Origin of the sequence: Mesorhizobium sp. (assembly GCF_004962245.1) — a bacterium.
In the GTDB taxonomy this organism is placed as follows: domain Bacteria; phylum Pseudomonadota; class Alphaproteobacteria; order Rhizobiales; family Rhizobiaceae; genus Mesorhizobium.
Genome location: NZ_SUHQ01000033.1, coordinates 1 through 26,441, shown reverse-complemented (window position 1 = coordinate 26,441; position 26,441 = coordinate 1). Strand labels below are relative to the sequence as shown.

Annotated in this window: 17 protein-coding genes and 4 pseudogenes; 6 read left to right on the top strand and 15 right to left on the bottom strand. The window is 58.0% G+C overall.

The features are described from left to right. The first annotated feature begins 51 nt into the window (after positions 1–51). Complete coding sequence (locus E5X88_RS27785) at positions 52–1,098, top strand: IS110 family transposase (RefSeq protein WP_292167011.1); 1,047 nt, start codon at positions 52–54, stop codon at positions 1,096–1,098. 244 nt (positions 1,099–1,342) lie between these two features. On the opposite strand, the pseudogene E5X88_RS27780 reads toward E5X88_RS27785, so the two are convergent. From E5X88_RS27780 to E5X88_RS27735, 10 genes and pseudogenes are all read right to left on the bottom strand, one after another. Next, positions 1,343–1,641, bottom strand: a pseudogene (locus E5X88_RS27780) (transposase); the annotation flags it as partial. 874 nt (positions 1,642–2,515) lie between these two features. Continuing rightward, the gene (locus E5X88_RS27775; RefSeq protein ID WP_126080675.1) at positions 2,516–3,022 is read right to left on the bottom strand and encodes a TIR domain-containing protein; all 507 of its coding nucleotides are present in this window, start codon (positions 3,020–3,022) and stop codon (positions 2,516–2,518) included. 9 nt (positions 3,023–3,031) lie between these two features. Further along, positions 3,032–3,892, bottom strand: coding sequence for a DUF4231 domain-containing protein (locus tag E5X88_RS27770; protein WP_292167010.1), 861 nt, complete (start codon positions 3,890–3,892; stop codon positions 3,032–3,034). Positions 3,893–5,298: 1,406 nt separating this feature from the next. Continuing rightward, on the bottom strand, positions 5,299–5,796 hold the full coding sequence (locus E5X88_RS27765; RefSeq protein ID WP_126038228.1) for an Lrp/AsnC family transcriptional regulator: 498 nt from the start codon (positions 5,794–5,796) through the stop codon (positions 5,299–5,301). Between the two features lie 498 nt (positions 5,797–6,294). Then, complete coding sequence (locus E5X88_RS27760) at positions 6,295–7,839, bottom strand: fumarate hydratase (protein ID WP_292167007.1); 1,545 nt, start codon at positions 7,837–7,839, stop codon at positions 6,295–6,297. Between the two features lie 6 nt (positions 7,840–7,845). Beyond that, complete coding sequence (locus E5X88_RS27755; RefSeq protein WP_292167104.1) at positions 7,846–9,279, bottom strand: NAD-dependent succinate-semialdehyde dehydrogenase; 1,434 nt, start codon at positions 9,277–9,279, stop codon at positions 7,846–7,848. A 196-nt stretch (positions 9,280–9,475) separates the two neighbouring features. Then, positions 9,476–10,402, bottom strand: coding sequence for a LysR family transcriptional regulator (locus tag E5X88_RS27750; RefSeq protein WP_292167005.1), 927 nt, complete (start codon positions 10,400–10,402; stop codon positions 9,476–9,478). A gap of 138 nt (positions 10,403–10,540) precedes the next feature. Further along, a complete protein-coding gene (locus tag E5X88_RS27745) occupies positions 10,541–11,452 on the bottom strand; it encodes a CoA ester lyase (RefSeq protein ID WP_292167004.1) in 912 nt (303 codons plus the stop codon). A gap of 136 nt (positions 11,453–11,588) precedes the next feature. Then, complete coding sequence (locus tag E5X88_RS27740; RefSeq protein WP_292167002.1) at positions 11,589–12,740, bottom strand: CaiB/BaiF CoA-transferase family protein; 1,152 nt, start codon at positions 12,738–12,740, stop codon at positions 11,589–11,591. Between the two features lie 16 nt (positions 12,741–12,756). Then, complete coding sequence (locus E5X88_RS27735) at positions 12,757–14,007, bottom strand: methylaspartate ammonia-lyase (RefSeq protein ID WP_292167102.1); 1,251 nt, start codon at positions 14,005–14,007, stop codon at positions 12,757–12,759. 450 nt (positions 14,008–14,457) lie between these two features. Here E5X88_RS27735 and E5X88_RS27730 point away from each other — a divergent pair. Beyond that, positions 14,458–14,771: pseudogene (locus E5X88_RS27730) on the top strand (aminotransferase class III-fold pyridoxal phosphate-dependent enzyme); the annotation flags it as partial. 552 nt (positions 14,772–15,323) lie between these two features. Further along, a complete protein-coding gene (locus tag E5X88_RS27725) occupies positions 15,324–16,547 on the top strand; it encodes an acetyl-CoA carboxylase biotin carboxylase subunit family protein (RefSeq protein WP_292167000.1) in 1,224 nt (407 codons plus the stop codon). Between the two features lie 189 nt (positions 16,548–16,736). On the opposite strand, the gene E5X88_RS27720 is transcribed toward E5X88_RS27725, so the two are convergent. From E5X88_RS27720 to E5X88_RS27705, 4 genes are all read right to left on the bottom strand, one after another. Beyond that, the gene (locus E5X88_RS27720) at positions 16,737–17,015 is read right to left on the bottom strand and encodes a hypothetical protein (RefSeq protein WP_292166999.1); all 279 of its coding nucleotides are present in this window, start codon (positions 17,013–17,015) and stop codon (positions 16,737–16,739) included. Positions 17,016–17,069: 54 nt separating this feature from the next. Then, on the bottom strand, positions 17,070–17,537 hold the full coding sequence (locus E5X88_RS27715; RefSeq protein ID WP_292166997.1) for a hypothetical protein: 468 nt from the start codon (positions 17,535–17,537) through the stop codon (positions 17,070–17,072). Positions 17,538–18,068: 531 nt separating this feature from the next. Beyond that, positions 18,069–19,238, bottom strand: coding sequence for a Xaa-Pro peptidase family protein (locus tag E5X88_RS27710; protein WP_292166993.1), 1,170 nt, complete (start codon positions 19,236–19,238; stop codon positions 18,069–18,071). A gap of 541 nt (positions 19,239–19,779) precedes the next feature. Next, the gene (locus E5X88_RS27705) at positions 19,780–20,256 is read right to left on the bottom strand and encodes an Lrp/AsnC family transcriptional regulator (RefSeq protein WP_292166992.1); all 477 of its coding nucleotides are present in this window, start codon (positions 20,254–20,256) and stop codon (positions 19,780–19,782) included. Between the two features lie 344 nt (positions 20,257–20,600). Between E5X88_RS27705 and E5X88_RS27700 the strand changes: the two genes are divergently transcribed. Both E5X88_RS27700 and E5X88_RS27695 read left to right on the top strand, forming a co-directional pair. Beyond that, entirely contained in the window at positions 20,601–23,120 is a 2,520-nt protein-coding gene (locus tag E5X88_RS27700) for an FAD-dependent oxidoreductase (RefSeq protein ID WP_292166990.1), read from the top strand. 207 nt (positions 23,121–23,327) lie between these two features. Further along, positions 23,328–24,410 carry a GlxA family transcriptional regulator gene (locus tag E5X88_RS27695; RefSeq protein ID WP_292166987.1) on the top strand — a complete coding sequence of 361 codons (1,083 nt, stop codon included), beginning with the start codon at positions 23,328–23,330 and terminating at the stop codon, positions 24,408–24,410. A gap of 645 nt (positions 24,411–25,055) precedes the next feature. Here E5X88_RS27695 and E5X88_RS27690 read toward each other — a convergent pair. Continuing rightward, a pseudogene (locus E5X88_RS27690) lies at positions 25,056–26,043 on the bottom strand (IS481 family transposase). Between the two features lie 181 nt (positions 26,044–26,224). Here E5X88_RS27690 and E5X88_RS27685 point away from each other — a divergent pair. Continuing rightward, positions 26,225–26,376: pseudogene (locus E5X88_RS27685) on the top strand (IS110 family transposase); the annotation flags it as partial. Positions 26,377–26,441 lie beyond the last annotated feature (65 nt).

The window sequence follows — 26,441 nt, the reverse complement described above, 5'->3', positions numbered from 1 at the left end:
CCGCCCCGTCCTCACCGCCCATTATTCGTCAGTCAAGCAAAGGAGGTTGGAATGTCCCTACGCAATGCGCCGTGCCCTGCGGCCATCTATGGCATCGATATCAGCAAGAACGTCTTCCACGTCGTCGGCTTGGACAGCGGCGGCGAGCCCGTCCAGCGGGCTCGCTTCCGACGCGATACGTTGCTGCGTTTCTTTGAGCGAGCAGCGCCGGCGATCGTGGGGATGGAATCGTGCGCAGGATCACAATGGATCGCCAGGAGACTGCATGCGTTGGGGCACAAGGTTCGCCTGATCCCGGCGCAGTTCGTGAAGCCCTACGTGAAGTCGAACAAGAGCGACATCATCGATGCCGAGGCCATCGCCGAAGCCGCCACGCGACCAACAATGCGCGCGATCAAGAGCGAGGAGCAAGCCGACCTCCAGGCCTTGCATCGAGTGCGCGACCAGATGATCGGCACCCGAACCCGCCTCATTAATCAGATGCGAGCGTTCTGCCTGGAATACGGCATAGCACTGCGACAGGGAGCAGGCCTGTTCAAGCTCGACCTGCCGATGGTTCTCGACGACCTATCGAACGACCTCTCGCCGGCGATGCGCAAACTGCTCACGGATTTGTTTGCCGACCTGCGCCGGCTGGAGCAGCGAATCAGCGATGTGACGAGGGAGATCGCTGCGATCGCAGATGGAGACGATGTTGCCCGTCGGCTCATGACGATTCCAGGAATTGGCGCATTGGGTGCCACGGCACTTCTGGCAGCTGTTGGCGGCGGACGCCAGTTCCAGAAGGCTCGCGATCTGGCCGCATGGCTGGGCCTCGTCCCGCGAGAACACTCGACCGGTGGCAAGCAGAAGCTCCTCGGTATCAGCAAGCGCGGGAACCGCTACGTCCGCAAGCTCCTCGTTCATGGCGCGCGATCCTGCTTTCGTCACCTGGATCGAACCCGGGATCGCCTGGGAAGCTGGCTTGATGGGCTGCAGAGCCGAATGCACCCGAACAAGGCTGTTGTCGCGCTTGCCGCCAAGATGGCGCGCATTGTTTGGGTTGTCCTGACCAAGCCGGGGGCGCTCTACGAACGCAGGGACCCTGTATTCATCTGACGCGTCCGGCTCGATTGCAAGGCTCGGGAATAGCGATGACGAAACAGTGGATCAGCATGCCGTAAGCCCTGTGCAAAAAAGCGGGCTTCGTGCCCGAACCATTTATTGGGAACGGCGTGCGCGGATCTCATCATGGCCTGGCTGCAACAGCAGTCCACTCGCGAGAGGCCGGATACATTTATGCAACTGGAATCGTCGTCGGCGATGTCGTGAACCCTTGCACGGACGGGGCGGACCATACATTCTTTCCCATAAGATCCTTCAACGCGGCATTGTCGAGCATGGCGTCGGCCAGAAGCCGCTTCAGCCGGGTGTCCTCGTCCTCCAGAGCCTTCAGTCGCCGAGCCTCGGAGACATCCATCCCGCCGAAGCGGGCCTTCCAGTTGTAAATCGAGGCGTCGCCGACCCGGTGTGTGCGGCACAGATCGGCAACCGATACCCCGGCCTCAAATTCCTTCAAATTCCGATGATCTGCTCTTCAGAGAAGCGGCTACGTTTCGGTCCTGGTCCTCTCGATGGGCCAGAACGAACTTCAAACCGGATTAGATCTGAGGGGCAAGGTCACGGGCAATATTGAAGGATGAATAGCGCTCGGGATGCTGTTCCCGCCGGCCGCACGAGGCACGATAGAGCGCCGCCGGCCATGTTCCGCCGAACTGCCGGTCATCCCTTTACATTCTGATGGTCCGGATCGGTCTTGCCCTTCCCCAGGGGGTAACGCAGGTGATCAGGGGGAAAATCACATTCGTCTCGATCAGCAGGCACGGGTTCCGTGCCGCGGCACAGGCGCCAACCTGGTTGGCCAGCGCTGATAGGCTGAGGTCGTGCCCTCGCGCATAGCGATCGCTTTGTCGGTGCAGCGGCTGGTGCTCGGCAGACTTCTCAAAGGAACATAGCCAGCAGGTTCGGCCCGGCAAAGACGCGCGGCGAGAGCGCCTCGCCATCGACATCTTGATTCGCAGCCGACCAGCGCCGCCAAGTTCTGTCGTCAGTGTGTTGCCCTTCTTGCGATCGCAAATTCTTGGTTGCTGCGCAGGGCGAGCCGAGCTGCGGCTCGCGGGACGCGGGCGAACCGATGAACTCTTTGCGCCGCCTGAAAAGCTGCCTCGATCAATGCCGGCCGATCGTGCAGTCTTGAAACCCTGGCTCAAGCCTCAAACGTCGAGCAGCCGCTCCTTTTCCTCTCGATACCAGCGCCCCCTCGACCGACGTGATCACTCGATCTGATGCTTCGAGCAGGGCTCCTCCCAATGGTTGCGCTCATGACCTGCACCCTTCAGCCAAACTCAGCAAATCGGACGTCTCTTTTTATCATCGGCTCGGCAAGCTCGGAACACGCTGGCGGACGCTCCTAAGGCTAGTCGCCGCCAGCGGATGGCGAGGATGTTTTGACGGCTAAGTACTTTTAAGTGGGCGATTATAAGCCGAGATCCCGATAGGTGCTTTCGCCATAGCTCCTGGCGCCATCGCCACGCTGAGCGTTTGAAAGCCGATGAAATTCGCTCGGCCAATTGGCAAGCGCGTGCTTGATAGCCTTCATCTTGAACGGCACGTGCACAACACATTTGTCCCTGATGATGGGCGGACAGCTCGCATCTTGTTGTCGCGAGCCGTTAAGGTTTGCTGCGATTATCGGCAGACCTAGATCAAGGGCCAATTCCATTTCCCAGCGCACGAAGCGAAAAAGGTTTTTCGTTTTCTCACCGATCAGGACAAGTACCTGGCTCGATCCATTCATTCTGTTGCGAAGATTGCGTTTAACATAATCTTCGTCCTGTGCTCGGCTCGTCATATTGTCCAGATCGTGAGCGTTCGCGAATTCAAAACTCACATTCTCGCTGGCATTCCACCCTTTCATAAAGCGGTATGCCCAAGCGTCTTCATCGCCGTCAAATATTACATAGGTCGGATCGCTGTATGCCATTGTTGTCTCTTAGTTGTTTTGACGAGCAACCCACTGGGTGTGCTCCCTTGAGAAAGCCAGTTCGGCTTCGTTCACCGCTGCGGAGAATGCCTCATCAGAGTTGGCGTCCGTAATAAGGTCGGCAGTCAATCCGATCTCGTGAGCTGTCAACGTGTAAGCCGATGCCAATTCGTTGAATTTCTTGATTTGGGTCCACCCGATAAGCGAGGCGGCAATAACGATTAACGGCTCTGTCGGCCAGCCTGGTATCGCTGGGTCAGCGATGCGTACTACGATGAACGAGAACCCCAGAGCGTAAGCAATGACACCAAGGCCCATCCAAATTTTTGCGGATCTCTTGTTCGAGCGCGCTTTCTTCTCGTACCACTTACGTTGCTCGCAAATTCGTTTCTGCAGATATAGCTCTTTTCGTTCTTTTAGCGGGGAGTCCCTTATTGACATCATTTCGTCGGTTGTTTGAGGGGATGCTGAATCGGTGCCGCTCAACGCGCTGCCAAGGTGACGATTGCTATCAAGGATACCTTCCATGAGCTTGCGAAAATCAGCTCTAGCGTCGGCCGCACGCGTGTCATCGAACGGCTGTGCTCGCATCGCAAAGCGCCAGGTCAATGTCTTTACTGACTCTGCCAAAGCTCTAGCTTGATACCAGACCTGCTCGGGCTTTGTGACCGACCGGAAAATTAGGATTCCCATTGAGCAAAGAAACACCGCAGCATACACACCGAAATAGGCCTTTGATGGCCACAAATCCAAAGAGAGAACAGACGCCGAAAAAAGAAGAACGTACTCTGCCCGGATCAGGCTAAGAAATGTCGCCTGCTGCTCGTTAGACGCCATGTCGGCGCTATTATAAAGTCCAGGATATTTCACTTCAGAGCACCTCTATTTTGTGCCAGCAAATTCTTTAAGCCATGATTTGGCAAACGTAACGTTTGCAGTCGAGCTTACAGAGCCTAGTCTTGAGCTAGACGCGGTCCCTCTGTTTATAAACAGGACTGCAGGTCCGGTCCCATCGATGTACGGGTATAGGCCCAAAAATTCTTGCCCACAGAATGTTTCCGAAGAATTTTTTGCCACGGGGAGAACTGCTACCGCGGTCCGAAAGCCATCGAAAAAGCCAAGCTCCCAAGGCATCCATCTGGATCCTGGAGAATTGTTTGAATGCACATAGATTAGCGTCTTTGACTGCCTCATACGGGTCCGCAGCAACTCGGCAGTGGCAGAGGAGACCTTTGTGCGGTCCAATTGTGAATCTTCGATCCAATCTACATAAGCAGTGAACCCAAGCTCCTCAAAAATTCGCTTCACACCGAGAACGATCTCTGCGTCCTTGAACGAATGTGACAGAAAAACGTCGAATGACGATCTAGCTGTAGCTGCGGCCATCTCTTCCTTTAGAACGATCGATGCGGCTCTATGTCCTCGACTGGCATTCGCAACTTTTTTCAGCTCTGCCTCGGTCAGTAGCACTATTCAAATCCCCCATGATCTGTTCGCAATCTATGAACTAGACGCCCATTCGATTAAGCGACCCCTTGTCTTGTGAAAACTGGCACCATTCTCTCCAGCCGGTAGCGCAACCTCCACCTTCTCGAAGACCACTCGGCTGGCGGGCGTGACCGGCCTTGTCACCCACCTACGCGACCGCGGCTCAGCGATGCTCCTCGCTCAGAAGCCTGCGGAGACCAGCAATGTCAAACAGGACAGACAATCTCCTAATCTCGAACAGCAACGAATTTACGACGTAAAAAGGAGATGGAGCGATCTCCGAATATCCGCAGGCGTCGAGGGCCGGTTTGCTCGCCAAGGCCGAGCGGGCCAGCTTGCACTCCCGCTACCCGTCGGCTTGCCAATTCCTCGCTGTAGATTTCGCCCCCTACACGGATGCGCTGACCGCGACTAAGCTCAATCGCCACTGATCGCCAATCCAGGGCGAAGGTTCCCCCTTGAGATAGCTGTAGAGGCACTTTTCGGCACTTCGCATCTCAGATATGGACGCCTCCTCCCCAGGCACGATCCGGTTTGGCTTCTCGCCGCAACCGTGCTGGCCAAGTGCGTCCGATGGCTGCTTCGATCCGTCTCCTGGAATTGATCGGTTCCAGATTGCTCAAGCGCATCGTCCTTCCTCGCCATCAACTGGCGGATAGCGCTCGGCCACCTTTTCCAGCAATTAGTATACCGCAAATGTCCCTTGAGTTTCGTCGGAATGGACGCTTTTTGCAAACGAATCTACGGGATCCATGCCAAACGCCGTAGAAACTAAAGCTTTTCGGGTTTTACCGTTGCCTCAGGGCGGACAAGGGTATCGGTGAATTGGACTTCACTGGTTTCGTAACGACAAGGCTATAGTATTGATCAATCCCTAAGCCTGCCTGCAGCAGCCCCTCCATGAAATCCTGATAGGCGGCCATAGAACGAGATGCGACCCGCATCAGATAATCGACGCGCCCCCCAATTGCCCAGCAGTCCAGGATTTCCGGAATCTCTTGGATTGCAGTTTCGAAGTGTCGTTGGTCCTCAAGACGATGGCGATCCAGCACGACCTCTACCATCACAAAGATCATGCCGCCAATGAGGGCAGGACTCAGTCGCGCATAGAATCCCTCAATAATCCCTGCGGCCTTGAGTGCTCGGAGCCGCTCCGAACAGGCCGACGCCGAAAGATGAACTCGTTTTGCAAGCTCACTTTTTGAAATCCGACCGTCTGCCTGAATCTCGGAGAGAATCCGGACGTCCCAACTGTCGAGTTGCACGGGATCGGGTTTCGACTTCATAACCTGTTGCTCTCAAGCAGCGATGACAGCGCGTTGTGCGCCGATCAATTCTATCCATCTTGAATGACCGAATGTAGTAGTGGAAGGCATCCGTTCTCGGCCCGAGATGTGCCAGAATGGGTACGGCAATCAGCTGAGGGAGAGCGATCCGCTGAGAAAAGCTGCAGAAGTACTTTGGCTATCGCCCCGACGCCTAACGGGGCAATGATGCAGCTGGAGAGAATAGTCGGCGGCGGCGGAGACCTCCGAATAAATAGATAACCCATTTTCTTGAATCTCCGCTGCCGTACTTGATAGACGCGCGACAGCATTCGAGCCTCGATCGCGTGGACGGCATACTCAATGCAGTATTCAGTGGCACATTCAGCTATTGGGGTGAATTGAAGGCCTTGCTCGTCCGGCTCGCCGAGGCGCAAGGCACCGCAAATGCCGCTCGTCTTACGGTGTGCCCAACAATTTGACGCTGGAGTCTGGCCGAAATCGCCCAACTGGGAAGACTCAAACGCCGATGTTGCGTGCGATGCTGTCGGCCGCCATACGCTTACGCCACTCAAGAGGCCCGGAATTGTGAATGGAGTTTCCCTCAACATCGACGGCCATGATAACAGGCATGTCCTGCACATCGAATTCATAGATGGCTTCCATGCCCAGGTCTTCAAAGGCAACGATCCGCGCCTTCTTAATCGATTTTGAAATCAGGTACGCAGCGCCACCCACTGCAGCAAGATAGGGCGTTTTGTGTCTTACAATCGACTCGATGGCCGCCGGTCCCCTTTCCGCTTTGCCGACCATCGCGAAAAGGCCGGTTTCGGCGAGCACCTTGTCCGTAAAATCGTCCAAGCGGCTGGAGGTTGTTGGACCAGCGGGTCCAACGACCTCATTCCTCACTGCCCGGACGGGGCCGACGTAGTAGATCACGCGTCCCCGCAGGTTGACCGGAAGCGGCTTGCCGGCATCGAGCAGCTCGATCATTCGTTTGTGGGCAGCGTCACGGCCCGTCAGTATCTTTCCAGACAGCAGGAGCGTTTCACCGCAGCGCCACGATGCCGTCTCTTCCTTCGTCAGCGTATCTAAATTGACCCGCCGGACGCCGGCTGGGTTCAATTCGTCGGCTCCGATGTCGGGCCATTCGCGCAAATCGGGCGGCTGGAGGCTGATGGGTCCAGAGCCGTCCAAAGTAAACTTCAGGTGCCGGTTGGCGGCGCATTGCGGGATGAGCGCCACGGGCTTGGAAGCCGCATGAGTAGGATAGGTCGCAACCTTGACGTCAACGACTGTTGTCAGACCACCAAGGCCTTGGGCGCCGATGCCAAGCGCATTGATCCGCTCATAAAGCTCAATCCGCAGTCCCTCTTCTGGGCTTATCGCCCCCCTTGCGATCAGTTCCGCCATATCGATGGGCTCGTTCATGGCTTCCTTGGCCAGCAGCATCGCCTTTTCAGCGCTACCACCGATGCCGACAGAGATCAGTCCAGGTGGACACCACCCGCTGCCAAGGGTCGAAACGGTATTGACCACCCAGTCGGAAACGGAGGCGCTGGGATTGAGGGTGGTAAAACGTGCCTTGTTCTCCGACCCGCCGCCTTTCGCGGCGATGGTGATCTCAATCTGGTTACCTTGCACCAGGTCGACATGGACAACTGCCGGTGTGTTGTCGCGGGTGTTGATCCGTGTGGCGAGCGGATCCGCAACGATCGATGCCCGAAGGGGATTGTCCGGATCGAGATAGGCTTGGCGTACGCCCTCATTCACAAGATCAGCGAAACTGGCGGTTGACTTGATGCGGGCATCCATGCCGACCTTTGCGAAGACCACCACAAGTCCGGTGTCCTGACAGATCGGGCGCCGCCCAAAGGCCGCCATGCGGGAGTTCAGCAGAATCTGACCTATGGCGTTCTTCGCCGACGGGCTCCGTTCTCGCGTGTATGCGTGAGAAAGAGACCGGATATAATCTGGAGGGTGGTAGTATGAGATGTACTGAAGGGCGTCGGCGACGCTTCTTGTGATGTCCTTGCCCGCGATGGTCCGTGTTCTATTTCCCACCGGATTTTATCCAAATGAACCGAGGCCATTCACCATTTTAAGGATTTGGAAGCTTCGCACCCCCTGCTCGCCGCCTTCATATCCATAGCCGCTTTGCTTGACTCCTCCATAAGGGGCATCAGCGGAAACCCCTTTCAGGTAATTCACACTAACAGCGCCCGCAGAAAGACCATTGATAAGCTTCTCTTGCGTATCGGCAACGCCAGTGAACAAGTAGGCGGCCAGCCCGTACTCGGTGGCGTTGGCTTCCTCGATCGCCTCTTCGATCGTATCGAAAGGCGCCACGGTGAGAATCGGTCCGAACGGCTCTTCATGAAGCACTCTCGCTTCCTTCGGTACGCCCGTCAGGATGGTTGGCGGCCAGTAAAACCCCGGTCGGTCAAGGGGGGTGCCACCGGTCTCGATGCGGGCGCCGCCCTCTACCGCATCTTTGGTCAGGCGTTGCATGGCCTCGATTCGCCGCGCGTTTGCCATTGGCCCCATTTGCGTTGCAGGGTCATCTGGTGGACCGATCCTGATTTTTCGGACCGCCTCCGTCATCCGGAACAGGAATTCCTCCCAGCGGGATCGGGCGACAAGAATCCTGCTGGGCGCATTACAACTCTGGCCCGCGCACTCGAATTTGTATTCCGAAATAGCCGGTATCACCTTTGCCAGATCCGCATCTTCGCACACAATAACCGGGGAATGTCCACCGAGCTCAAGGATGCAGCGCTGCAAATTATTCGCGGCCAGCGTGGCCAGCTGTTTTCCAACAGCGGTCGACCCCGTGAACGTCAAGACTTTCACAATTGGCGAACTGAGCAGATGCCGCGATATATGCACAGGAACACCGAACACCAGGTTGACCACGCCTTCCGGTATCCCTGCTTGACGCAAAGATTCCACGATATGGACAGCCACGCTTGGCGTCTCCTCGGCCCCTTTGAGGATCACCGGGCAGCCTGCCGCCAGCGCGGGGGCGAGCTTGCGGGCGATAAGAACGGCCGGATAGTTCCATGGCGTAAATGCAGCGACGACACCGAGCGGCTCGGGGGCTATCATCCTGTTCGAGCCCAACGGAATCGGGGCCGACAACTCATCGGCATGCCGGCCATTCCATTCCAGCGTTTCGACTGCGCGCGCGTATTCTCCTGTCGCTTCGGCAATCGTCTTTCCCTGTTCGCACGACAGGTCCCTGGCTGCGGCGCCAGCTTTCTCTGCCAGAATGCTGGCGGCAGAGACGAGGATCTCGCCACGCTCTTTGGCGGGTCGTGAGGACCACGCCCTGCGGCTGCGTTCTGCCGAAGCAAGAGCTTCATCCAAGTCTGAAACCGTAGCCGAGGCCACTGAGGCAAATACCTCCTCCGTCGCCGGGTTGATCACCGGCAAAGTGGCTCGGCTACCACCGGCTCGCCATTTGCCGTTAATGAAGAGCTCGTAACTCTTAGCGTCGGACATCGCGGGCTCCACTTGACTGAATTCTTGCCATACGAGCGCAGTTTCGATATCGAAACTGCTGAACTCGCTTGAGCCAGTTTCATCGCGATGGTCGCGGCGGGTCAAATATCGAATATTGCCGAAATCCATCTCGAATCCAGATCGGGCTGGTCCTGATGGCCGCAAAAGATTATGCCCAGCTTTACAGGTTAGGTTGTCAGGTCGCCTCAGGCGCCACCGCTGCCCAGTCCCGGGTTTCAATCAATGCTCTGGCGACCTTCGGAATGAGCTTGCGGACCGCAGAAACGGCCGCAGAACGCTCATCTTTGGGATTTACAGCAAGCACCACGGAGCGGGTAATCACCGGATCGACGATCTTGACAGTCCGGACCAGCCCTTGGGAGGCTTCTTTCTGAACCGCAGACGGGGCGAGAATAGAATGCGCTTTTCCCTCTACGACCATGTTGATGATCGTTGAGAGGGAGTCCACTTCAAACTTGACGTCCAGCGCGCAACCGTGTTGTGCGACGACATCAGCCACCGAACGCCTGACATTGTTGTTGCGCATGGGAACCGCCAGGGGGAATGCATGCAGGTCAGCCAGAGATATCGCATCTTCAAACGGTGGCTCGCCGGACGGAACCACCAGACAAAGGTCTTCGCGCGCTAGCACCGTCATTCGCCCCACACTGTCTGCGGTGCGGTACAGAACCGCCAGATTGAAGCGTCCAGCGGCCATCCACTCCTCCAACGGTCCCGTCATGCCCTCGACCATCTTGAGGGAAACCTTGGGCAGTTCGTTTCTCACCGCCTCAAGCAGCGGACCGCTCAGGACGCGAGCAGCTCCAGACGGAATGCCAATAGTCACCTCCCCGGCAGGGGAAGCGGCTGTGTTGGTCAATTCCACCTCGGTAAGTCGAATTTCTTTGAGAATTGCCCGCGCCCGCTCGAGCAGTTTGGCTCCTGACGCCGTCACGCTCACGCCGGTCCTGTCGCGTATCAGCAGCTGAGTCCCGAAGCCTTCCTCCAATTGGCGCACATGCAGACTCAGCGCACTCTGGGCGACATTCAGAAAGCCAGCGGCCTTCGTGAAACTGCCTGCTTCGACCACGCCAACGAAGTATCTTAACTGCCTGATTTCCACGGGTACTCTTCCGAGGGCGGACTGCAATTGACGTAATCTATCTCGAAATGTGATGGCGCGACAGCAATAATTGTGCCGAGCTGCATGACGCCTTGCTGTCGTGTCGTCCCAATCTGGTTTGACCAACCTGCTGAGGCCTCAAACGGCCAACTCGGTGCCCGGATCCGTGGCGATGATTTCTCGTGCCCTTCGGATAACCGGTGGATCGACCATCTTTCCGTCCAAGGCGAACGCGCCTCTGCCCTGCGCCGTCGCATCTTTTTCCGCCGCGAGGACACGACGGGCCCATTCGAGTTCCTGTGGGCTTGGCGAAAAAGCCTCATTGAATATGGCAACCTGGTTTGGATGGATCGCCAAAGCTCCGGCAAAGCCAAGCCGCCGCGCATGCGCCGCGGCTTCACGAAGTCTATCATTGTCTGAGAACTCGCCGATACTTCCTACGAAGCCAAGCGGTAGCAAGCCTGCGGCGCGAGCGGCAAACAGAACAGAAAGGTTCGGTGTCAAAAGAAGGTCGAGTTCCGGGGCACCGCCAACAGAGGCACTGAAGTCTTCAGGACCCAGCGCCATTGCAACCATCCTGGGATGGGCCGACGCAATGGCTGAGAGACTTTGCAATGCTCCAGGAGTCTCTATTTGGGCAACGAATCGAATGCGTCCCTGGGCAAGATTTCTTTCTCGTTCAAGTTCCGAAACCGCATTCGCGATCTCTGATACCCACTCTGCCGAAGCCGTCTTCGGAAGAACGAGTGCATCAACACCCGCAATCACGGCTGCATCGAGATCTGCCGCCAAGGCGCGCAAACCACGATTCACGCGAACTAAAACATATCCGCCCTTGCGGCCCACCTTTGTCACGGACGCAGAAAGCTGCCTTCGTGACTCATCTTTTTGATCCTGGGGAACGGAGTCCTCGAGGTCGAGTATGATGCCATCTGCCCCGCGCTCATGAGCGGCCTCCACAAAACGCGGAACATGAGAAGGAACGAAGAGGAGAGATCTCCAGCGGGGAACAGACATCGGGCTTTCAACGGCCTGAACGGCGTCGTTCATGAAGTCGCCTCTGCGGTCGATTCTAGCGCGGGCGGTGTCAGTGAGCTTGCTGGGCGGCCGTGGCACTCGGAGGACGCAGGACTAGGCATGCACTCTGTAAATCGCGATCGCGCTCCCTTCCCGAAAAGAGGCACGCTCATGCTGACGCGGCTCTTCCGCGCAAACCTGCTCGAACCTCCTCTCGGACAGCGTCTGTATGGGCGCCAAGAGCCGGAACTGGCCGTAATGAGGGTCGCTCAGAGTTGAAGATCGCAGCCGGGGCTATCGCCTCCACGGTTCCTTCAGGGGTACCAATCTCAACCCTGCGAACATGTGGATGCCTTGAAATATCCGCCACTTCGTTCAGTCGCCCATATGCCAAACCGGCCGCCTCAAGCTCCTGCATCGCCTCCTCGCTGGACAGTTTGGAGAAACGCGCTTCGATGATCGCATCAAGTTGCGGACGGTGACCGAGGCGCTCCATGTTGTCGGCGAAACCAAGTGCACGTGTGAGTTCAGGCCGCTTCAGGAATTTCTCGCAGAAATTCACCCATTCCCGGTCATTCTGGACGGAGAAGATGACGTCCTTGCCATCGCCGCAGCGATAGGCGCCATACGGCGCCAGTGAGGGGTGTTTGACGCCCGCGCGCACCGTATGGTAGCTGCTGTAGTCGTGTTGCAGAACCGGTACATTCATCCAGTCGGCGACGGCATCGAACAGTGACACCTGAATGCTAGTCCCCTCGCCGGTGACCTCGCGGTGATACAGCGCTTGTAGGACGGCACTATGTGCTGTCATGCCTGCCGAAATGTCGCAAACCGAAACCCCTACCCGGGCGGGCCCCTGATGCGTACCGGTGATAGCACACAGACCAGTTTCGGCCTGGACGATGAGATCATAAGCCTTCAGGTGGGAAAATGGCCCCCCCTCCCCAAACCCCGAAATGTCGCAGGTGATCAGCCGCGGAAAGCGTCGGCGCAGATCCGCAGACCCGAAACCCAGTTTCTCGATACTGCCCGGCTTCAGGTTCTGGATAAAGACGTCAGCAGCAGCAACAAGTGAGTCCAGAACGGCACGGTCCGCCTCCGACCTAAGGTCCAAACAAACCGATTCCTTGCCTCGGTTGAGCCAAACGAAGTAAGCGCTCTGTCCCCGCACCAACTTATCGTAGTTTCGAGCAAAATCCCCTTCGGGCCTTTCGACCTTGATGACCCGGGCGCCCGCGTCCGCAAGACGAGATGAGACATAGGGCGCGGCCACAGCCTGCTCCACAGCAACGACGGTGATCCCCTCAAGAGAGTTCTGCATGCGACACCGTGCTTTTTCATCCAACGTTTTCGGCCTGCGTCCGACGATTCAGCATCGCCAGCAACCGGTTTTGTTCATTGCCTACAATCGAGAACGCCTCGTCAACACCCATTCCGGGCTTTGCCAGCATCATGTCCGCCTGGGTCGCCACCGATATGTGGACCGATGCCTGAGCAGAGAGATCCGTCTCGGTACAGCTTCCACCGACATACGCCCCTACCCTGTTCTCCTTACACAGAAGCACGGCGCGTGCCGTGTCAGCCAATGAGCCGACATCGGGGGTCTTGATTTGGATGAGATGCGCGGCCCTCGCTTCGGCAAAGAGCCGAATATCCTCAAGCGTGTTGCATCTCTCATCCACGACAATGCGAGCACTGGAACCCCGGCTGTCCAAACTCGATACGATCTTGGCGTAGTTCTCAATTTGAGCTTGCTTCGAACCAAAATCCGCCGGGCACTCGATGTTGAGCGTGAACCCCGGGACGGTATCAGCAACCTTGCAGATAAAATCGGCGATCCGTTGCGGCTCCAGGCCGATTTCCTGGCCGATCCAGCCGTACACATCGAAATGCAGCACCGGATGGTACCCCGGGCGGCCGATTTCGCGCGTACGCATTGCAACCCACTTCACGAACCCCATGAAGGTTTGGCCGTCTACGCCGAATTTCTGCCGTGAGTTGATCAGGCCGTGGGGAAGCACATCCACGGCCTTCAGAATCATCTTATCGACGTTAATTTCGCGAGCATCGCCGCTCTGACAGTAGATCGGGACCCTACGCGTTGGTAGCGGTAGGTTAAATTCACTGCATACGACTTCCGCCATCGTCGTACGGTGAAGATGGGACGTTGCGCGAAGGAGCGCCTGGCTGACGCCATACTCAATCGCGAGAGGTAACCGCTTGTGCTCGAGGGGCTCGAAAACCTTCACGCAGGCATCGAGGTAACGAGAGACGTCGACATCGAGAAGCCGGGGCACCACAACCCGCGACGTCAAATCCGAGATTTGAGCAGTTTCGAACAAAGGATCACGTCCGCCGGCACCAGAGTACTGAACGCCCATCATGTCGCCCCAAACAACGGTGCCGTCGGTGAGAACAAGCCCGATGCTGAGCGAAGATGCCGGAACGCGAATTGACGTGAACCCAGGCGTTATCGGCTCGCCCGGATAAATGAGACTATCCTGGGTTGCGCCGGCGCCGATCGCAGCCTGGTCGTCATAGAAAAATGCGCCACTACCTGGCGCGAGAAGGATGTCTTGGATGTGCACTTTCACTTCGCTCAATTTTCCGGACGGCGTTGACGGGCGGATGCAGTTCGATCGGCTGCTCGCTAAGCTAAGTATGCGCCACTTGCCGTTCAGTTCGCCAATATAATGTCCCGGACCCCGCCATCGCGTTTTCAGATGGCTAGGGTCTGGACGACAGTCACCTCGCTGCAACCTGCCAAGCCAAGGCCTGATCGTTTCTAATGGTGGCTCTGCAGTTTAAACGGCATCGACGCCCGAGAGCTTCACGGACGTGAACATCTTCGCAAGCGCAGATGCAAATTTATCCGCCAGCGACCGACAGTAGAATCCCGCTCCGCCCAACGTTCATCACAGCATCGAAGCTTGCGCGCGACTGAAAACCTGCTAAGCGGCCACCGAACACATAACGGTCAATTCCATACGCCATTTTCTTGATCGAGCGGCTTGGCGGATAGCCGTCACCTCTCCTGGGACGTTATCGGGGCGATGAGCGTCGGTGCACGTGGCGCCTTCAATCCCGCTATGAGCGCTGCTCTTCGAGGTCGACACAATCCCCTTTCTGGCCGTCGGCATGGTGGATCGCTCGGCGCCTTCGAGGCGTTCACCCGCAACCAAAGGGCTGCGGTGATCATTGTCGAGCCGCTGGTGTTAGGCGCCGGCGGCATGCGGATGTACCCGCCCGCGAACTGGCCGAACTGAAGTGCATCGCCGAATCCTATCTAACCCTGTTCATCTCCGACGAGGTCACGCTGTTTGCCTGCGAGCAGGCCGGTATTTCACCGGACCGTGGAGGGTGCCGGCGGCCTGATGGCGCCGCTCACCTGCTTGACGATGTTCATCCACGTCTTCGCCCCGCTCTTGGCATGCCGGTCGTGCTCTGTGTCCGGACTGCGCTCAGCACGACGCCTCACGGACCAGCCGCTTGGGCGTTAGGATGCCAAGCATAACATCCTGAACTGCTCGTAAGCTCCAGGCCGGAAATAGACTAACTCAGTCCCTGCATCATCGGGAAACCCAATTGCAACCGGGTAGCCGAGGGCACGATCAGGTTCCAGAGCTTTGATACCGGCCTGTAAGTCGCCGGTGCAGTTACAAAGATCGCGCGAATGAATTGTGACATGCAATTTGTCCTCCGAAATTGATTCAGACGCTCGATGGCACACGGGCTCTTAGGCAAACGCTGCAACAGATCCTTCAAATGAATTTACAGGATCTTTGCGAACGGGAATCACTGACAATGGTACTTAACCGCAAGGTCTGAGGTCAGGCACGGCTGAATAAGCTGATGCCGACTACGCTCAGGCCGCCGCAAAGCACGCAACGGAGAGTCAAATCCAATGGCAACAAGAGCGCTCATCCTGGTCGAAGGCGCAAGCAATATGCTGCGATACGTCCAAGCGGCCCAACGTCTTGCGCTTCATCCAATTACCCTGTTGGCTGATCCAGCTAAGTACGACTATCTTGCAGCGGGAGGAATTGAGGTAGTCCGTGTCGATACAGACAATCTCGATGCGCTAATCCACGAATGTTCCCGGCTACTTGCGACGTATGACATTGCTGGCATAACCAGTGCCCAGGAGTCGGTCTATGCGACAGTCGGCAAGCTCTGCCGGTACTTCGATCTACCCGGACCGAATCCCGAGTCGATTGAACGATGCTGCGACAAATTCGCTCAACGTCAACTCCTCGCCGAGGCCGGCGTTCCAATACCTGCTTATCGCGTAGCAGCGAATGCGACGGACGTAGAACGCTCTGCCGCGGAGATCGGCCTGCCGGTGATTCTTAAGCCAGCTGTAGGCATCGGCAGCATGGGTGTCCGACTGTGCCGCAACGTCGATGAATTAGCCGAGCATACGACCTATCTGTTGGGCGGGAAGCACATATGGGCGTCTTCGCCGAGGATACTGGTCGAAGAATTCGCACGAGGCCTCTACTATTGCGCCGACATAATGGGAGATGAGGTCATTGGGATTTTCACCGGTGACTTCGGCAGCCCACCGCATTTCGTCTATCGTGAGTTCACCTATCCGGCCTCGCTAAGGGATGACGAGCATAAACATATCGCCGATGTTTCGCTGAACTGTTTGCAAGCTCTCGGCCTTGGCTGGGGGCCAACCTGCATTGAATTCCGGTGGACGGAGCTTGGCCCAGTCGTCATTGAAGTCAACCCGCGCCTTGCGGGTGCACCCACTCCTCAGATGGTCGAGCTGGCCTACGGTATCGATCCCGTCACCGAGCACATCAAGCTTGTCATCGGCGAGGAATGCAATTTGCGCAGAAGGCATACGCACACTGCGGCCGTGCGGCACCTGATTGCTGATCGCGATGGCACGCTTGATTGGATCGATGGCCACAGTCAGGCGGCTGCTATACCAGGTGTCGCCGAGGTCAAATTCTATATTGAACCCAAGACGCCGATCGTCAGGAAAGGCGATTACCGAGACTGTATGGGATATGTCGTCGCCACTTCACCCAGCCTTACTGAGACCGAGGCGATACTTCAGCGTGCCGTCGACTTAATCGATTGGTCGATCACACCATTTCCGATTCTTGGCGAATAAGAACAACCTGAGGCTCTACCTCGCCGCACCGGCGAGGTGACGTTTGGTAAATGGAATTCGTGCACGACAGCTCGCAACGGGCAAGAAACTGCATGTTCTCACGATCGTGGACACCTCTCCCGTTACTTGCCCAGCTACCGCGGCGAAGATGGTCGTGGCAACGCTTGAGTGAGTGTGCAGCAGGATTGGCTACCCGACGACCATCCGGGCTGCCAAGGCAGCGAATTCGTTGTCCCAGATCTCGACCTGTGGGCCTGCACCAAGAGTGTAGTCATCAGTCGTCGGCGCCGACCAGACAGCCCACAGGTCTGTAGCCAGTGCCGTGATGTCCGTCGCCAACACAGGTGATGGCCTTGGAGTGGCGGCATCGTACGCGGCGATCTTGCTCACGATCTCGCTGACATGAATGAGCGACCGGTTCCAGCGCTGTTCCAGTTCCGCCGCGACCAGCCGGTTCTCGGACGGCATTATATTGCCGGAAGGCCCGGTCGGCACGGGAGCGGGCGGCTTCGAGATCGCGCATCAGCGCGTCGCGAACCTGATGACGGCGGCTTGTGCTTTGGCGTCGGCGGCAGCGATCGCGCCCTGCTCGACGACACGCAGGAGTGCTTCCTCAATTGCATCATTTAGATGCAGTCCGCCGAAGGCTATGCAGCGCGGCTTCCCATTGTCGAGCAGGCCACGCCAGCAGGAACAGCACGGAACATTGTGCTTTATGCCGGTGTATCGTACCAGTTCGGCGCATCCGGCCGGTGCCGGTCCGGCCTGGATGAGTGATCTCAACCTTGCAAGCCTTTTTAGGTTCTGTGCGGTGGCGGCGAGGAGGAATTCGTTGATCCGACCGATCGGGCGCGGGTGGTTATTGGCGGCATCGACGGGAGCAAGTTGTTGCAGGACTTGAATGCGGGGCTCATGCCGCAAATAAATGACGGGCCGCCGATCAACATGGCCGATATCAAGGCCTGCGTTGCTCGGCTCCGCGCAGCGCATGCGGAAATCGCGGACTCCTGTTCGAATGCACGGCATTTCCGTTGGTCACACCAGCGATCCGCAGCGCCACAGAACTGCCCGTCTGCGACATAACCGGACCTTTATCGCATTGACGTTGGCGTCCGTGTCGTACGAACGTTATCACAGCGCAAAGGGTAGCCGCCGACAGGGTCGCCCTCTTATCGATGCTCTCACCGGACATCGCTGCGCAGATCATTGACGCAAATGCCGAGAGATCCCTACGATACCTTTCGGCGCTACATGTAGATGCCAAGGTGGTCGCAGAACAGGTCGCGCAGGCTCGGGCAAAAGGCAATGCCGTCTATGGACTTCTATTTGCCCGAAGAGGGAAGTGCACTGTTAGTTCCGCGCCGCCGCCACTACGAGGTGAATGTCGCGATATCAGAGTCACCCGCGGTGAAAAAGAACGCCTCGACCATCTGCGCCCGCTCCCTCGCAAGCAATCATGCTCATGAATGACATCGGGCCTAGCTCCGAGTTGAGAGCAATCGAGGGATGCTGTTCGTGGGCTCAGCCGAGTATGAAAAGTTGCCGCGGCGCCTTTGTGATAACCTCGACCCCGGATTCGGTGACGCGAATACTCTCGCTAAGCACGTAGCCGAAATCTTCCTCAACCCATGAACCGAGATGCAAGTGGAAGGTCATGTTCGGCTCGAGAACCGTCGAATCGCCCAGCTTGAGGCTGGTCGTCTTTTCCATCCAGTTGATACCGATGGAATATCCGGCGCGCGACCGCTTCTTGAATCCGTGTTTCTCGGTTGTGTTGTGAATCACTTTGGCCACTTCGCCGCTGACGGCGCCGGCACGGATTAGATTCAGCCCCGCCTCGAGGCCGGCGAGCTGCGCTTCATGGATGCGCAGCAAGCGATCGGACGGTTTGCCGAGGATATAGGTCCGGCAGATCGGAGCGTAGTAGTCATGCCGGACGCCGGCGATCTCAAGATTGACCTGTGAACCTTTCCTGAGGGTGTCTTCGCTCCAGGTGGTATGCGGATTTCCAATCCGGGACGTGGCGCAGAGATAAGGTGTTGCGATCCAAGTTCCGGGTTTGCCGTTCGCTCCGCGGGCGAGCGTCCCGACAATTTCGGCGATGGCATCTGCCTCCCGCATGCCCGGGCGCATAACCTCCGCAGCCCTGAGCACACCAGCGTCCGAAATCGCCGCTGCTTCGCGCATGACGGCAATTTCGAAGTCGGACTTGAGGGCACGGATGCGGGTGACTACGTTCGAGAAGTCAACGATGCGCGCCTGCGGCAGGCGGCCCTTGAACTTCTCCGCCGAATCCACTGTCAGGTTGCAAAACTCGAATCCAAGGCCGCTCTGTCCAAGACCCTGATCCAGCAGGAAATCGATCACCGCGTCGTAGCCGTTCTTGTCGGGATCGCCCATCAACTCTTCCGAGTAGCCGATGATGCTGTCGCGTCCCATGAACGTCTCCTGCACGGCCGCGGCAACGTCCATCCACCGTAGGATGAAGACCGGCTCTTCCCGCGAAGCTAGGATGACGACACCGCGCGTGTCATAAGAGTGAGCCACGGAACCCGTGAGGTAAGTGATATGTGCATTGTCGGTGATGACAACCGCGGCGATATCACACTCAGCCATCTTCGCTTTCACCGCAGCGAGCCTGCGCAGATATTCCGAGCGCGGGAATACCTGTGGACCTTTAACTACTCCCATACATAACTCCCTCGGATTTGTCGCAGAATAAATCCGGCCAAGGCTCACCGCCTACAGCCAGCTTGCCGCGATTATCACAAATCCTAATGCCGATTTCGGGCGTATTTGAGCGCATCGCAACTGAATCCTGTACCGATCGGCTCAAGATCAGCGCTTTCGGGCGCGGGCCCTTCTTTGGTATGGGGCGTACACTGACGCCGGGCTTGCGCGATTTGCGGAGAAGGAAGTGCTCGCAGTCGTGCAGGGTATCCGTGCGTGTGTCGGGTTGTCTTCGCGGTCAACATCGGTTGCCGCATGATGTCGACCGCGAAGACAACCATGCACCCGGCAGCGTCGTCTCGACGCAATTACATGCTTGACGTCCCAGCGGCGATTAGACAACCCAAACTTATTGGGAGGGCGAAACGCCGATCCCGGAGAGAAGCAAGGCCCTGCGGAAGACGTTAAAATGCCGGAGACACTGAAAAGCTCGGTAGCGCTTGACCTCAACACGCCGAATAGAGAAGCGTCTCAGCTATCCACGCCGGCCCAGGACTGCTCTTCAGACGTCCATCCCATCCTCGACCGGAACGCCGAAGCCGATCTTGACCCGGTCGACAATGACCATTGTCTTGACGCTCTTTATATGGGCGTTCTGATAGAAAAAATGGCGCGTGAATTCCTCATAGTCCTCCATGCTGCGCGCGGTGATATACAGCAGGAAGTCGGACTCGCCGGTGATGTAGAATCCAGTGGCGATCTGGGGCGTGGCCTTAATCTCTTTCTTGAACCGATCGATGATATCTGCGCGCTCGCGCTCAAGGGTGACGAACACGATCATTTGAATCGGCCTGCCAACCGCTTTTGCGGAGACGATCGAGACATCCGCTTCGATGATACCTTCCGCGCGGAGCCTTTTTAGACGCCTCTGGCACGCGGTTGCGGAAAGCCCCACCTGCTCGCCGATGACCTCGGATGTCAGCCGATTGTTCTTCTGTACAAGCTCAAGGATGCGAGCATCGATCCGGTCATAGTTCATAAAGGGCCTTCCACTGCTAGGGCAGATATCTCAATGCCCGATTCCAATCGCTCGTGCGGCAATCTTACGATAGCGACGCGTGTTCTGTGGATGCAAGGATCTCGGTCCAGCGTAATCCCTGACCCAATTGAAGCCTGCTGCGAATACAGCATGCTCCAGCGCTCGTTATTTAGCCTCGCCAGCCTACACTTACAAGACCAACACCTTCGCTGTATCCGTCAAAGACGCAGAATTGCGGCTTTCCGCCTCCCAAAACGGCGAAAATCATCCTCGCGTCCTGATAGTTTTGCAGAATATGCGGATCCAGCCGCAGAGCCACCGGTTCACGAGTTTCCGAGACCTCAATGCAAAGCAAACTGCCTTCACACACAGAGTACGTTATCGTCGGCGGCGGTATTATAGGCCTTTCGATTGCATATCATCTGACACGTCTGGGCCATCGGGACGTCCTGCTGCTCGAGCGCGACCAGCTGACGTGTGGCACAACATGGCATGCGGCCGGGCTGGTTACGCAGCTTCGGTCGAACGAGAACATGGCGAAGCTGGCCCAGTACTCAGCGGAACTGTTCCGGGATCTGGAGCAGTTGACGGGTCAGCCGACCGGCTTCCGGCAAAGTGGCTCGATCACGATCGCGTCGACGGTTTCACGCATGGAGGAACTGAGACGCGGCTCCTCGATGGGAAGGTCTTTCGGCCTGGAAGTCGAAATGATTGACGCGGCCGAAGCTCAGAGACGCGTACCACTGCTTGACATAACTGACGTGCTCGGCGCGGCGTGGATTGCTTCTGACGGCATGACCAACCCCATCGACACGGCGCGGGCGTTCGCCGCCGGCGCGCGATCGGGTGGCGCGAAAATCCTGGAACGATCCCAGGTGACAAGGATCGTGGTTGAGAAGGGGCGATTCCTCGGTGTCGAAACCGCTGAAGGCTTGGTCCGTGCCGAGAAGGCCGTCATCTGCACGGGCCTGTGGAGCCGGAATGTCGCTGCGGATCTGAACTGGACGGTTCCGCTGCATGCCGCGGAGCACTTCTACATCGTGACGGAGGCGATCCCCGGTCTGCCCACGGATCTGCCGACGATCCGTGACATGGACGGAAAGGTCTATGCCAAGCCGGACGCAGGAAAGCTCCTCGTCGGGTTCTTCGAAACGCATGCCAAGCCATGGGGCATAGACGGCATCCCGCGGGATTTCAGCTTCGATTCTCTGCCGGAAGATTTCGACCACATAGAGCCTTACCTTGCGGCCGCGATCGCGCGCATGCCGGCGCTGGCGCATGTTGGACTGCAATTGAATTTCAACGGTCCAGAAAGCTTCACCCCGGACAACCGCTTCCTGCTTGGACCGGCTCCGGACATTGCCGGTCTTTTCGTCGCCACGGGTTTCAATTCCTGTGGCATAGAGTCGTCAGGTGGCGCCGGCAAGGTCATGGCGGAGTGGATGTCGACCGGCGTTCCCGCCAATGACTATTGGGAGATGGACGTGCGTCGTGCCATGCCGTTCCAACGCAACCGCAAGTATCTTTACGACCGCACGAAAGAGGCCGTAGGCAACCTCTGGAACCTTCACTGGCCGCACAAGTCCCCGAGGACTGCCCGCGAAGTGCGTGTTTCGCCGTTGCATGACCGACTGGCACAAGCGGGAGCAAACTTCGGTGAAGTCGCAGGCTGGGAGCGGGTACAATGGTTTGGACCGAACGACTCGGCGCCGGCTTCCCACGCCACGTTTACTCGCGACGAGTGGTTCGGGCAGAGCGGGGAGGAGCACGACGCGACACGGTCTGGCGTGGCGCTGTTTGACCAGACCTCATTCGCCCACCTTCTTGTCCAGGGCAACGACGCGCTTGCGCTGCTGCAGCGACTGTCGAGCAACGACATCGACGTGCCGGTCGGCCGAATCGTTTACACACCTTGGCTGAACGAGCGCGGCGGCATGGAGTCGGACGTGACGATCGCGCGGATCGGCGACGAGGAGTTTCTCATCGTCACCGCGGCCGTCCAGCGCATCCGAGATCTCGCGTGGCTGAGGATGCATGCCAAGGGTGCCGGCAACGTGGCCGTCACGGACGTCTCCTCAGGCTATGCCACCCTGTCGGTGATGGGCCCGAGGTCCAGGGAGCTGCTGGCCCGTGTCAGCCCGGCCGATTTCTCCGAAGCCAACTTCCCGTTCGCGACGGCACGCGAGATCGAAATCGGCTATGGTCTGGCACTGGCATTCCGCATGACCTTCGTCGGCGAGCTCGGGTGGGAGTTTCATGTCCCGACCGAGCAGACCCTGGGAATCTATGACGCGCTGGTTGCCGCCGGCCGCGACCTCGACCTCCGTCACGCCGGCTATGTGGCGCTGAATACGCTGCGCCTTGAAGCCGGTTACCGTGACTGGGGGTCCGACGTGGGGGACGAAGACTCTCCGCTGGAGTCGGGGCTCGGCTTCACGGTTGCGTGGAACAAGGCGGAAGACTTCATCGGTCGCGCAGCATTGGAGGCCCAGCGCGGCAAAACGCCACGGCGCCGCCTTGTCCAGCTTGCCGTGTCGGGCGCAGCGCCCCTGATGTTCGGCACGGAGCCTGTCTGGCGCAACGGAACGCTTGTCGGATATCTCCGATCGGCCGGTTTCGGCCATACCGTCGGGTGTGGGATCGGCATGGGCTATCTGAACGCCGAGACCGGCGTAAGCCCGCAATGGCTCTCCGACGGAACTTTCGAGATCGAGATTGCAGGTGAAAGATACCCGGCGGTTGCGTCGCTTAAGGGCTTTTATGACGCGGGTCGAACCCGGGTGAAAGGTGAATGGCACAAAGCGGAGGATCTCGTCTCCTTCGAGCTGAGAGCGGCCTTCTCCGCAAAGCCGGCTGATCGGTGATGACGGGCCCCTCTGACCAGATCATGGTCCTCATGCTTCCTGCCCAGATAGCCCGGCATCGTTTCGGCCGTCTCTCCTGTTTCAGTCGGGAAATACTATCCTCCACGCACTGCAGTTCGATGACATCCAGACTAGCAAAGTTACAAGCAGGTCAACTTCGGCGAGCCCGGTGGCGATCGGTGGCGGGCATCCGAGTGTGAGTGCTGAATGAATGCAATGTTTCCGCCGATTGGCCACACGCATGCGTTTGACTGGGACAGCAGAGTGCAGGGCATCATTCCCCGCCCCGAGCCGACTGTCTGTCGCATTGTCATCCTGCTCGTTCCCGGATTCTCGCAGTTGACTCTATCATCGTTCGTTGACCCGCTTCGGGTCGCGAACTCGATCTCGGATCGCACTTTCTTCGAATGGCTGGTGTCGAGTTCGGACGGCAGGCCAGTTGAGTGCGCCAGCGGCATATCTGTGTCTGCTAAGAGCATGTTTGCCAGAGTGGCGGCGGACCTGCGGAGCAGCGACAGGCCCGATATGATAGTGGTCTGCGCCGGTGAAGGGGTCGAAAACCAGGCACCGGCCTCGCTTATGAAGCTCCTGCGCCTCTCAAGACGCCACAGAATTCCGATTGCGGCGCTGGGCACGGCAACCTGGCTGCTCGCGGAGGCTGGCATTCTGAACGACAATGCCTGCACAATCCATTGGGAGAAGCTGCCTGCACTTTCCGAAACTTTTGGTCGCCTCCGTGTCACAGACAGCCTGTTTGTGCGGGATGGAGACGTGGTGACCTGCGCGGGTGAGTTCGCGTCCTTCGATCTGGCGCTGGAACTGATTTCCGAAAACCTCGGGAAAGAAGGCGCATCGGCCGTTTTTAGACATACGACCGCCGGCCAGTGGCGCTCCGGTTCCGAAAGGCAATGGGCGAGCGGCGCTCAACATGCAGGAATGAGCGAGAAGCTCGCTGAAGTCGTCCGCCTGATGGAACAGCACATCGAAGACCCGATTCCCATGAACGACATCGGGAAATGCATCGGACTTTCGCCGCGTCAAATCGAGCGGCTGTTCGAGCGCTACGTCTCCTGCTCACCCATGCGGTACTATCTGCGCCTGAGGCTTGAATGGGCCAGGCGCCTAATCGAGCAGACGGAGATGCCGCTTATTGAAATTGCAGTCGCATGCGGCTTCGTTTCGCCCTCCCATTTCTCGAAGTGCTTCCGCGAAGTTTTCGGCAAGGCCCCGAGCGCTTATCGTGGTCGACGGGAACGTACGAGGCCCGGTTCGAGTCAGTTCCGAGCCTAACCAATATCCACTTGTAAGAAGCGCCAATGTCGGCTTGCCACGCCTCAACGCTGGTCCTAGTGCGCGTCCATAAAGGCCTTTTTTTTCACGCGTTACAAGGCTCGTTTACCTGCTCAACCCGATTGTTTTGCGGGCAGGAAAGCTAGGGATCGGCGCCGAAAGGGCTGGTTTGGGGTTATGCGGGCATGGGCGATCCATCAGTCGACCGCTTGCCGGCGTGTCACTAAGCGCCGCCCATGTTGCCAACGTCACAGCAAGATCCCGCAGGGTGGTAACGACGTCGCCGATACCGGGATTGTAGCTATCCGCGACAATGAGATCCCCGATTCTGCTACCATTGTGAAGCCGTCCGCAACATTCGTTGCAATCGAGCCAACCAAATCATACCGATCCTGCCGCTCGACCGGAGAATAACGTTCGGTGTGAGTGGTTTTTCATGGCTTCTCCTTCATCTTCTTCTTGCCGTACTCGGCATAATGTTAGTGTTAGTGTCAGCGGCTCCCTGTCAGTTTTCGATCGCAGTTGAAACGGTATGCGGTTATGCCCCGGTGAGCGAACAATCCGCCACAACAGTTAACTGGGCCGGGATATCTGTGGCCGGAGCGCGCACATGACAGGCGACGAACCGCCCATCGGCCCTTGACTCTAGATGTTAAGTCCCGGCATTTGCTGGAGCTGATTAAGCTTGAAGCGTTCGGGCTGTGCAGCCCAAGCGTTGCAGATGAACTCAAAGGGCGTGAGGCCTTTGAGGGTCTTGAGCCTGCGGCCGAAGTTGTAGGCCGAGATGAAGTCGGCAAGGTGCTGGCGCAGCTGATCATGGCTCTCATAGTAGAAGCGCCTGACGGTCGCATCCTTGATGGTCCGGTTCATCCTCTCGACCTGGCCGTTGGTCCACGGGTGCCTTGCCTTGGTCGTCCGGTGCTCGATGTCGTTCGTGGCGCAAGCGTATTCGAAGGCATGGGCCCAGAAGCGTTCGCCGTTTGCGATGGCCTCCTTGATCAATGGCACGGCCGAACCGCCGGCCGCCGGGCGTCGTGAATTGGATGCCATTGTCGGTGAGCACAGTGTGGATCCTGTAGGGGACGGCCGCGACCAGGCGCAGCAGGAAGTCTCTGGAGACGGCAGTGGTGGCCTTCTCATGCAGTTCGACGAAGGCGAACTTCGAGTTCGATCGATGGCGACGAACATGTGGAGCTTGCCCTGCTCGGTGAGCACCTCGGCGACGTCGATGTGGAAGTAGCCGATCGGATAGCTCTTGAACTTCTTTCGCCGGCTTGTCGCCTTCTACGTCCGGCAGGCGGCTGATGCCATGGCGTTGCAGACACGATGCAGTGACGAGCGCGTCAGGTGTGGGATCGTCGGTTGCAAGGCATGAGGCAGTCATCGAGCGGCAACAGAGTGTAGCGTCGGAAGGCGACGATGACGGCCTCCTCCTCGGGCGAGAGCACCGTCGATCTCGGCTCTCTCGGACCGGTCGGCAGATCGGCCACCGAGGCCCGCTCCCGCCATTTGGCGACGGTCTTCTGGTTTATCCCATAGCGTTTGGCCAGCGCCCTAGGCTCTCTTGACTATGCTGTATCGCTCGACGGATCGCCTCTGTCGTCGTGGCGCTCCCATGAAGAACCTGGCCCATAGTGCATCCTTTGATTCGGAGGATAAAGATGCCCCATCAAAGATCCCATGACCGGTGGTGGATAGCGACTTGCGCTCTGGCAGAGTGGGGTTGCTGACCAACAACTCTGTGGAGGCCAATCATGCGTGTTGTAGCCGATCGGTCTGCGGCGCCTGCCGCTATCCGCACCGATCTTGGCGCCCAGCTTCAGGACAAGGCCCGGCGCGCGCCGGCCGGCACTTTGCGCTTGTGGTCATTCAGGAGGCGGGTCTCGACGGCTTCTGGATCCATCGAATCCTGGAGGCCGAGGGGATCGAAAGCCATGTCGTCGACGCCGCCTCGATTGCCACGTCGGGTCACGTCGGGTCGTGTCCCACCGCGTGGTGTAGGTCGGCGATAGCGAAGCCGCTCGCGAGCGC